Source organism: Boseongicola sp. (assembly GCF_057460485.1).
Genome location: NZ_JBVCWP010000171.1, coordinates 1 through 8,362, shown reverse-complemented (window position 1 = coordinate 8,362; position 8,362 = coordinate 1). Strand labels below are relative to the sequence as shown.

General features: G+C 56.4%; 9 protein-coding genes. 6 read left to right on the top strand and 3 right to left on the bottom strand.

Annotated features, from left to right (window positions below; translation table 11 throughout):
- The 3 genes from AC221Y_RS16430 to AC221Y_RS16420 all read left to right on the top strand — a co-directional run.
- Nucleotides 1-544, top strand: a 544-nt coding sequence (locus AC221Y_RS16430) for a polysaccharide biosynthesis/export family protein (protein WP_486707768.1), incomplete at its 5' end; no start/stop codon positions are given.
- A 5-nt stretch (nucleotides 545-549) separates the two neighbouring features.
- Nucleotides 550-1,926 carry a porin family protein gene (locus tag AC221Y_RS16425; protein ID WP_486707767.1) on the top strand — a complete coding sequence of 459 codons (1,377 nt, stop codon included), beginning with the start codon at nucleotides 550-552 and terminating at the stop codon, nucleotides 1,924-1,926.
- A 21-nt stretch (nucleotides 1,927-1,947) separates the two neighbouring features.
- Nucleotides 1,948-2,634, top strand: coding sequence for a rhomboid family intramembrane serine protease (locus AC221Y_RS16420; protein WP_486707766.1), 687 nt, complete (start codon nucleotides 1,948-1,950; stop codon nucleotides 2,632-2,634).
- A gap of 174 nt (nucleotides 2,635-2,808) precedes the next feature.
- Here the strand turns inward: AC221Y_RS16420 and AC221Y_RS16415 are convergent, their stop codons facing one another.
- From AC221Y_RS16415 to AC221Y_RS16405, 3 genes are read right to left on the bottom strand one after another with little or no spacing between them, the layout of a single operon-like run.
- Nucleotides 2,809-2,931 (bottom strand): hypothetical protein, encoded by a 123-nt coding sequence (locus tag AC221Y_RS16415; RefSeq protein WP_299755819.1) that lies wholly within the window; start codon nucleotides 2,929-2,931, stop codon nucleotides 2,809-2,811.
- Between the two features lie 54 nt (nucleotides 2,932-2,985).
- Nucleotides 2,986-3,537: an RNA 2',3'-cyclic phosphodiesterase gene (gene thpR / locus AC221Y_RS16410; protein ID WP_486707765.1), complete on the bottom strand. Its 552-nt coding sequence runs from the start codon at nucleotides 3,535-3,537 to the stop codon at nucleotides 2,986-2,988.
- Complete coding sequence (locus AC221Y_RS16405; protein ID WP_299755823.1) at nucleotides 3,537-4,658, bottom strand: arginase family protein; 1,122 nt, start codon at nucleotides 4,656-4,658, stop codon at nucleotides 3,537-3,539. The genes thpR and AC221Y_RS16405 overlap by 1 nt, the downstream gene beginning before the upstream one ends.
- Before the next feature lie 140 nt (nucleotides 4,659-4,798).
- On the opposite strand from AC221Y_RS16405, the gene AC221Y_RS16400 reads away from it, so the two are divergent.
- From AC221Y_RS16400 to AC221Y_RS16390, 3 genes are all read left to right on the top strand, one after another.
- Nucleotides 4,799-5,263: an NUDIX hydrolase gene (locus tag AC221Y_RS16400; protein ID WP_486707764.1), complete on the top strand. Its 465-nt coding sequence runs from the start codon at nucleotides 4,799-4,801 to the stop codon at nucleotides 5,261-5,263.
- A gap of 150 nt (nucleotides 5,264-5,413) precedes the next feature.
- The gene (locus AC221Y_RS16395; protein ID WP_299755829.1) at nucleotides 5,414-6,421 is read left to right on the top strand and encodes a TAXI family TRAP transporter solute-binding subunit; all 1,008 of its coding nucleotides are present in this window, start codon (nucleotides 5,414-5,416) and stop codon (nucleotides 6,419-6,421) included.
- Nucleotides 6,422-6,512: 91 nt separating this feature from the next.
- A partial coding sequence (locus AC221Y_RS16390) for a TRAP transporter permease (protein WP_486707763.1) occupies nucleotides 6,513-8,362 on the top strand: 1,850 nt, incomplete at its 3' end.

The window sequence follows — 8,362 nt, the reverse complement described above, 5'->3', positions numbered from 1 at the left end:
CCAATACAATATCCGCAGCGGTGATACGCTTGCGGTCGAAGTCCTTGAGGATCCATCCCTCAACAGGTCTCTGCTTGTGTTGCCAAATGGCACAATCACCTTCCCCTTCGCGGGGAGTGTGCAGGCCGGTGGTCAGTCACCCGATGCAGTAGCCGGTGCGATTGCGTCCAGGATTTCGTCAAACTTCGCCTCTGAGCCAACCGTTTTCGTTACGGTCCAGTCGCTTCGCCCACGGGTCGAGGCCCAGGCACCGCAAATCGGCCCTACCATCGACGTCTACATGTTGGGCGAAATTGGCGCGCCCGGCCTCAAGCGGATCGAACGTGGCACAACTGTGCTTCAAGCCCTTGCAACATCAGGTGGCTTCACGCGTTTCGCTGCAACAAAACGCATCCTGCTGCGCCGCTCGAATATATCAACCGGCGAGCAAACCGTGTCACGCATCAACTATAAAGCTATCGCCAGTGGTGCTTCGGTAGGATCAGACATTGTTCTTGCTGACGGTGATGTTATCATTGTTCCTGAAAGACGCCTATTCGAGTAGAAAATATGAAAATATCGCGACCGGGACGACTAACAACTGCCGCCCTTTCGCTTGCAGCGATGACAGCGGCGCCTGTGCTGGCACAAGACGGGACCGGTGTCCGTGGAAACTTATCGTTCTCGACTGGCATAGAGGTCAGCGACAACCCTTCGCTTGCGACACCGCCCGACGGCACGACGCTTACAAGCGTGACCAACTTGGGCTTTTCCGTCTCAAGCGAAACACGGGTAGATCGCTTTAGTTTCAGCGTGGGCGCGGGCATAGAAGGCAAAGATGGTGGCGCGACAACGGAAGCCGACGCTTTGGATGTTCGGCGCTCGAACATAGCGCTTGGCTACACCAGAGAAGGCATAAATTCACGCCTGTCCCTTTCCGGGCGATATGATGAAGCAAACCTCGATGATGACGTCTTCGGTTTTTTCATTGATGGCGTTTTTGATCCCGACGCGTTGATCGTCGAAGGCGGAACGCGCAAACGCACCCAATTCTCAGCTGATTTCTCAACAGGGATAGATGCACCCTTCGGCGTCGATCTTTCCCTTGGTCTGTCTTCAAATGATTTCGTCGATACAGTCGACGATGAACTCACCGACAGTGATGCCCGGCGCTTAAGCGCAATCGCGCGCTTCAGCATCAATCCGTCAACGACAGCCCGCTTGACAGGTAGATACAATCGAACCGACGTTGACGACTTGGACGAAACCCGGCGCACTCAGTCAATTGGTGCTGGCGTCACAACACAAATCAATACCGGCCTCGAGATATCAGCTGATTTGTCGCTTGATACGGCCGAAACGCTTAACGGGGCCGACACCGACAAACGAGATGGCGTCGGCCTTAGCTTTGGCGTCAGCCAACCGCGTCCAGACGGAGCAATTTCGCTCAACCTTTCCAGCCAGATTGACAACAGCGGCCGCCGCACAAGCATTAATGTAAGCCGCGACTTCGAGCTGCCAACTGGTGGTTTGTCTTTATCGCTTGGTGTTGTCGACCAGGAAGATTTGGACCTGAAATTGACGACCCGCGTCGAATACACGCGCGAAGCTCCCGGCGGAACACTCACTGCAAATCTGGTTCAAAGTCCATCGACCAGTGACGGCGACGCCTTTCTGAATACCTCGCTCGGATTAGGGTATGTGGCACCGATAAACTCGATCTCATCCTGGAGCGCCGATTTCTCATACGGGGCCGCTTCGCAATTTGGCGAGGAGGACGGCGATGCGCGGACCGCGGCCGGGGTTCAGTACTCGCGAGATCTGAACGAAGACTGGGCTCTGAATGCCGGACTGCGTCATGTCCGGATATCCGAGGACGGCGCGGATTCACGGACGTCAAACACACTTTTCTTAAACGTTGGCCGCGATTTCTCGTTTGGTTTTTAACCCTCGCCGCCGAGGCATGCTGTGACAGAGGGGCCACCTGAAAAAGCCCCTGAAACGGGGTCCGCAAAAGCAAAACCGGTGGTTTATCGATCGGTTTTTATCCTTGTTGGGATATATGCTTTTGTGGAAATCGCCTTGATCGCCGGCGATTTTGGACTTGTCGGCATTCCCCGATTTCGATCCACAGTTTATGAATTTGCGGGCTTCTGGCCCGGAATTCTGACCGACTGGGAACCCAACTATCCGGCACAGCCATGGCTCATGTTTTTCACCTATGGCTTCCTGCACAGTGGGTGGGTCCATCTGGTGGTAAACATGATCACCCTCACGTCGATCGCTCCGATCGTTCTGGACCGCGTCGGACTTTGGAAGGGCGCCCTCATATACGCTTTTGCGATTCTCGGCGGAGCAGTTGGGTTCGCACTTCTTAGTGATAGCTACCGCCCCATGGTCGGCGCATCCGGCGCTCTTTTTGGGTTGGTGGGCGCTATTCTTGCATGGGAATACGTCGACCGGTTCACGTTCCGCGCGAAGATGTGGCCGGTTCTGCGTGCGGTCGTCTTCCTGATCGCTCTGAATATCGTGCTGTATTTCGCGATGGAAAGGCTGTTGGCGTGGGAAGCTCACCTTGGCGGCTTTGTTGCGGGATGGGTCGCCGCACTTTTGGTTGACCCACGCGGGCGCGATCTGGAAGGCTTAGCAGACTAGAGCGTGTCTGACCGGATCAGACACGCTCTCGTACCGGCACCGATGCTCGTTTATCTCGAAAACAAGCCGCCGCCGCCCTAGGTCTATCCAAGCGGCAGATGGAAAACGGATTTCGCGCCGCCACATCCCTGAAGGCAACTTCGAGGCAATGATCGGAACCGATAATCTGCCTGATCACCAGGCCGAGAAATCTCCGTCCACATTCCCCAACTGCCCTGGCAAATAGCCCACCTGAGGCGACGAGAAGAGCACCATGACATCCGCGATCTCATACCGCTGCCCCATTCGATCGACCATCGGTCGGAATTCCTCGGAATGGCCGTGGAAGACCACTCGGAAAAAATACCCAGCTTAAGTGGTCTGACTTGGCGTGATTGGATAGTCCGCAAGCGTTTCATAGTCCGACCCGTCGCCGCGAAGGTGCGAACGAAATAAAGTCACGGCGTAAGGTTGAAAAGCAGGTAACGCGAAGCTGCCTCGCTTTTGAAAGAATTTCGCGACAGCCGTTGGGGGCACCGTTTCTCGCGCAAATCGGGTCAATGTGACATGCGGCACGAAGCGACGGCTTGGAACCTCAAAGCCCACCCCGCGCGCCACATTCCCCAGTCGCCGATGAAGCGCGTCCAACGGACCCAAAGGCGCGACGGCGACCCAGACCGCGCGAGGATTTCCGCCGCCGAATTGACCAAGTCCACCAAGGTTTATCTCGGGCAGCTCGAGCCGCATGCCATCCAAGGCAAGGTCCAACTCGTCAACCAATGCGTTGGTGGCGTCCCCCAAAAACACAAGTGTCATGTGGAAGTTGTCCCACGGCACTGCGCGCCCGGGAGGCACATTGCTTTGAAGCTCTGCCAGTGCGTTACGATGCATATCCGGAAGGCTAAGTCCCAGGAACAACCGCATTAGACCCACACCTTCAGCCGTGCGCAAAGCGCGCCCAGACGATCGCACACCTCGTCATTGATATCTCCTTCGCGGCGCTCATCTTTGATCGTCGTGAACCAATGACCGGGCGGATTGCGCCCCGCCGCGCGACCCGGCCAGGACAAAGCGCGCATCACCGCTTGCGCCTCGGGCGGCAGCCGATCAGGAAACGAGCGCCCCATCAGCGTTCCCCAGACACCGGTCCAAAGCCGACCGACGCTCCACGGGTTATACCCCCCTCCGCCCAAGACCAGATAGCGCAGCGACATGCCGTTCAGCGCATCGACGATCTCCCAATGGGCATTGTTAGAGAGCGTGAGACGGGACAGTGGATCTTCAGTGACCGCGTCCGCCCCGCACTGCAGGATAATCGCATCCGGGCGAAAAGACTGCACAAGAGGCAAGATCAACGCGTCACGAATGGCGCGCATCTCGGTGTCATTAAAGCCGCGCGGGACTGGGAGGTTAAAGACATTGCCCACGCCTCGATCCTCCAAATGGCCGGTAAATGGCCAACGGCGCTCTTCGTGAACTGAAACCATCAGAATGTCGTGATCTGTTGCAAAAGCGTGTTCGACCCCGTCGGGATGATGCGCATCAATATCCACATAAGCAATGCGACGCACACCATGTGCCCGCAATGACAGGATCGCTAAAACTGGATCGTTAAAATAGCAAAACCCGTTTGCGCAGTCCGGCATCCCGTGGTGAGTACCCCCTGCCGGTGAATACACGACGCCGCTTTCCCGCAAGTACTCGCCCGCCCAAACAGCGGCCCCCGCCGCCGTCGCGGGCCTGCGGAACATCTCGCCAAACACAGGATTAGCGTGCGTCCCAAGGTTATGGCGTGCGCGCACATCGTCTGAGACGAAGCCGTCTTTTTCAGCCTTTTGAACTGCTGCGATGTATTCAGGAGTATGCCACGCCGCGAGCGCATTGGGGCGCGCTCGGGGGCTGCGAACCCAACCATCTGGCTGCAGCCAGCCCAACGCAGACGCCAAGTCCATCACTGTCGACACTCTTGGGATCGCCAATGGGTGCCACGTTCCATAGGTGGAATTGCGATAGATTTCGGACGAAATCAACTGCGGAGTGGACATGCGCGAGGAAAACAACAGCTAGGACTTTTGAGTGAGGAAAGAGTGAGACAAATCGTTGCTATCTTTCAGCGGAATGATAACTTTCTGAAAAGATAGCACCGGTTCAACCAAGGCAAGACGGACGGTCGAGGAAAAAGAGCATGGGCACGATCAAGCAGCAGGCCCTTAAACTTGAGAACTTCAACAAACGTGACGTGCGGACCCAGTTTGGTGCGCTGTGTTGGCGTCGTCGCAATGGTAAAGTTCAGATCCTTTTGGTGACGTCGAGAAAGTCTCGACGCTGGATCGTGCCAAAGGGCTGGCCGCAAAATGGCGCAACCCCAGCCGAAGCAGCCACGACAGAGGCATGGGAAGAAGCTGGCGTGACCGGAAAGGTGAGCACCGTTTGCATCGGTATATTCAGTTATCTCAAGGCCTTGCCAGGTGATGAAAGTCTTCCGTGCGTGGTTGCGGTATTTCCTTTAAAGGTCGCATTTCTCGCAAGCAATTGGCCTGAAAAGCAAACGCGCAGAAGGAAATGGTTGTCACCAAAGAAGGCCGCCGCGCTTGTGCAAGAACGTGAGCTTGCCAGCATCCTGCTGAATTTCGATCCTCAAGACGGTTGAAAACACGCGGTAAGTTAAGCCAGAAATTGCTTCCGCGTTCCGTGGTTCTTGCAGCCATATTTATCGGCAATGAACCTAATCGCTGGTCATTTGAGTAAAATAGCTTAAATCTTAAATCAGACTAAAACGGTCATATTCTGGGAGAAAACTATGTTTCATGTCAAAAAGACCGCGCTTGTCGCGGCTGTTGCTGTGTCGTTTGGCGCAACAGCACACGCTGAAGAAGCAAGCTACGTCCTTGCAACTGCGTCTACCGGTGGCACGTATTATCCGGTTGGCGTTGCACTTTCGACCCTTGTTAAGGTTAAGCTTGAGCCGAAACAGAAAATCGGCATGTCGGCAATCAGTTCGGCTGGTTCCGGTGAAAACGTCCGCCTTCTGCGGGAAGGCGAAGCACAGTTTGCCATTTTGCAGGGTCTTTTCGGCAGCTACGCCGCAACAGGTACAGGTCCGATCGCAGAGTCCGGTCCACAGGAAAACATCCGCTCGATCACAATGCTTTGGCAGAACGTTGAGCAATTCATCGTCTCGAACGACGTTGCAGGCGATGGCACGGTCGGCGTCCTGCCCGGCCTCAAAGGCGAAGCTATGGCGCTTGGAAGCCAAAACTCGGGAACAATCGGCTCGAACCGTGCGCTCTTGAGTGGGGTTGGTATCGCAATCGACACTGACTACGAGCTTGTCTTTGGTGGCTACGGCCCGTCGGCTGAAGCCCTGCAAAACGGTCAGGTCAAAGGCATCAATACGCCTGCAGGTGTACCGACAGGAGCCATTTCACAGCTTATGGCGTCAGTTGGTGACAGCGTAACACCGCTGAACGTGACCGATGAGCAGCTTGCGGCTATGGACGCCGGTCGCAACCTCTGGACACGGTACGTCATCGCAGCTGGGACCTATCCTAATCAGGATGCCGACTGGAACACTATTGCGCAGCCGAACTTCCTGGCGACCAATGCGGACCTTCCAGAAGAGAACGTCTACATGATCACCAAGACGATCTACGAGAACCTGCCGTTCCTTCAGGCCATCCACCCGGCAACTAAGGCCATGGCACTTGAAAAAGCGATCGCTGGTCTGCCAGTGCCGCTGCACCCCGGTGCAGCACGCTTCTACATGGAACAGGGAATTGAAATCCCCGAGTTCCTGATGGCGAAGTGATCCAGGTGTCGCCCGCCTTTGGCGGGCGACTTACCGGGACCTTTGCCCCCGACCCCCTAGTGTATTTTGCCAAAGAAGACGGGGCCACGAGATGAGCAAAGACGTCGAAGTCCAACCACCGAGTTTACGTGAGTTCGACGGCTGGGCCATGTGGGCGCTTCACGGGTTGTGCCTATTTATCGCCGTTGGCCACATCTACGTCGCCTTTGACCCCTTCATTTCTGAATTCCAGCGCAACGCCTACCATTTCGCGGGATTTGCGTTTCTGGCCGCGATCTACAATCCGATGTTTCGGGGACAGACACGCAGTCCTGGCTTGTTTGCATTCGATCTGACATTTGGTGTCGCCGTCGCGGCCGCTGCTATTTATATTCCCTATGCCGAAACGCCGATTTACGACCGCGGCGTGAACCTAATCGCCTTAGACTGGATCGCGATTGGCTTGTGTATCCTCGGTGGCCTCGAGCTTACCCGACGACTGACAGGCTGGGTCATCCCGATCCTGATCATCACGGCGCTGACCTATATTGGGTTTTGGGGCCAATACATCGGTGGCGTGTTCAGCTTTCCGGGCCTGTCATGGGAGACCATTGCGTTTCGCTCTCTATTTGGCGACGACGCAATGTTTGGCACGATTGCGCGAATTTCTTCAACCTATGTCTTCCTGTTCATTATTTTCGGCGCATTCCTACTGCGCTCTGGCGCGGGAGAATTTGTTATCAGCATCGCCCAGGCCGTTGCTGGCCGTATGGCTGGTGGGCCTGGCATCGTCGCTGTTATTGCAAGTGGGCTTACCGGCACAATCTCAGGCTCAGCGGTTGCCAACACAGCATCGACAGGCGTGATCACTATTCCGCTGATGAAACGCGCCGGGTTCCGACCGGCTTTTGCTGGTGGGGTTGAGGCTGCCGCCTCGACCGGAGGGCAATTGATGCCACCCATCATGGGGGCGGGCGCCTTCGTAATGGCTAGTTTTACGCAGATTTCTTACGAAAAGATCGTCGCCGCCGCCGCCTTGCCGGCCCTGCTTTACTTCTTGTCCGTCGCATTTTTTGTGCGAATCGAAGCCAAGCGCCTGGACCTGAAGCCCATGGACAGCGGCGGCGAAACCTTCGGCTCGGCGTTCCGAAAGGGCGGCGCCAGTTTCGTGATCCCGATTGCCGCGCTGATCACAATGCTGGTCATGGGCTTTACGCCGGCTTATGCGGCCGTCTTTGGCATCCTGGCAGTGATCGCGTCAAGCTGGCTCACGCAAAACCCCATGGGACCGCGCGCGGTGGTGGAAGCCCTCGTCATGGGGACCAAAGGGATGATCATGACGGCGGTCTTGTTGTGCTCCGTCGGCTTGGTTGTAAACGTGATATCAACCGCAGGGATCGGCAACACTTTCAGCCTGATGATCGCCGGATGGGCGGGAGGAAACTTATTGATCGCCCTCACATTGATCGCCATCGCCAGTCTTGTTCTTGGGATGGGTCTGCCGGTGACGGCCGCTTATATTGTGATCGCCACGCTTTCGGCGCCAGCAATTGCTGGCATGATTTCCGACCGCGTGGTGATCGACATCCTAGCCGCAGGGGCTTTGAACGACGGCGCGAAGGCTGTGTTGATGCTGGGGGCGCCCGAGACGATGGCCCTGTTATCGGGGCCCATACCGATAGAACAGGCCACTGAGATTATCCGTGCGCTTCCTTTGGAAGTCGCGGCCCCCCTTCGCGATCTGATCGTGCCGCCCGAAGCGACGGTGGCTGCCATCTTGTCGGCGCATATGATCATCTTCTGGCTTAGTCAGGACAGCAACGTGACGCCGCCTGTGGCCCTTGCCTCGTTTACGGCAGCAGCGATTGCCAAGGCCCCGGCCATGCAGACAGGCATCGAAAGCTGGAAGCTGGCCAAGGGTCTCTACATTGTCCCGCTTCTTATGGCCTATACACCTTTTTT